The 920-nt window shown below is 64.3% G+C and carries 1 protein-coding gene; it reads left to right on the top strand.

The features are described from left to right. The coding region (locus BTW07_RS18705; protein ID WP_144076994.1) for an Ig-like domain-containing protein at nt 1-920 on the top strand (920 nt) is incomplete at both ends.

Below are 920 nucleotides of genomic sequence, written 5' to 3'. Positions count from 1 at the left end.
GCTCTCCGTTACGGCTGACGGTCTATGGACCTTCAATGCCGATAACAGCAAGGTTCAATACCTTGCTGAAGGTCAGGTTCGGACCGAGACCTTTGCAGTGAAATCGGCCGACGGTTCCGCGAGTCAGACCATCACGATCAATATTATCGGCACCAACGACGCCCCGGTGGCCCGCGCCGATACCGGTAGCACCGGCGATAACGCTACTCTCAATATCGCCGCGGCCCAGGGCGTGCTGGCCAACGACAGCGATGTCGATGGCGGCATCCTGAGCGTCAGCGCGGTCAACGGCGCGGCGGGCAGCGTGGGGCAGGCCATCACCGGCTCCAATGGCGGCACCTTCACGCTGAACGCGGATGGCTCCTACAGCTTCAATCCTGGCACGGCGTTCGATCGCCTGGCCGCGGGTCAGACCGATACCACTAAAGTCAGCTACACCGTCAGCGATGGCCAGGGCGGCACCGCCACCTCGACGCTGATCGTAACGGTGACTGGTACCAACGATGCACCGGTCGCCGTCGCCGATACCCAAACCACCGGCGAGAACACAGCGCTCACCGTCAACGCGGCCCAGGGCGTGCTGGCCAACGACAGCGATGTCGACGGCGGCACGCTGAGCGTCAGCGCAGTCAATGGCGTAACAGGTAGCGTGGGGCAGGCCATCACCGGCTCCAACGGCGGGACCTTCACGCTAAACGCGGACGGCTCATACAGCTTCAATCCGGGCACGGCGTTCGATCGCCTGGCCGCGGGTCAGACCGACACCACTAAAGTCAGCTATACCGTCAGCGACGGCCAGGGCGGCACCGCCACCTCGACGCTGACCGTAACGGTGACTGGCACCAACGATGCGCCGGTGGCCGTCGCCGATACTCAGACCACCGGCGAGAACAGCGCTCTTAGCGGGCAGGTGCCGGCAG

It is taken from the genome of Salinicola socius (genome assembly GCF_001937195.1).
Classification (GTDB): domain Bacteria; phylum Pseudomonadota; class Gammaproteobacteria; order Pseudomonadales; family Halomonadaceae; genus Salinicola; species Salinicola socius.
The sequence above is the reverse complement of the archived record's forward strand: the minus strand, read 5'-3'. Positions and strand labels throughout refer to the sequence as shown.